Annotated in this window: 1 rRNA gene; it reads right to left on the reverse strand. The window is 55.0% G+C overall.

Going from position 1 to position 311, the window contains the following annotated elements:
* A 16S ribosomal RNA gene (locus tag IRQ78_RS20510) occupies positions 1 to 311 on the reverse strand; the annotation flags it as partial.

The following is a 311-nucleotide window of genomic DNA, read 5'->3' on the forward strand; positions in this document are numbered from 1 at the left end:
TGAGCCCGGGGCTTTCACATCTCGCTTAACAAACCGCCTGCGTACGCTTTACGCCCAGTAATTCCGATTAACGCTCGCACCCTCCGTATTACCGCGGCTGCTGGCACGGAGTTAGCCGGTGCTTCTTCTGTAAGTAACGTCACAGCTAGCCAATATTAGTGACTAACCTTTCCTCCTTACTGAAAGTGCTTTACAACCCGAAGGCCTTCTTCACACACGCGGCATGGCTGCATCAGGCTTGCGCCCATTGTGCAATATTCCCCACTGCTGCCTCCCGTAGGAGTCTGGGCCGTGTCTCAGTCCCAGTGTGG

This window comes from Pseudoalteromonas simplex (assembly GCF_015278155.1).
GTDB classification, from domain to species: Bacteria; Pseudomonadota; Gammaproteobacteria; order Enterobacterales; family Alteromonadaceae; genus Pseudoalteromonas; species Pseudoalteromonas simplex.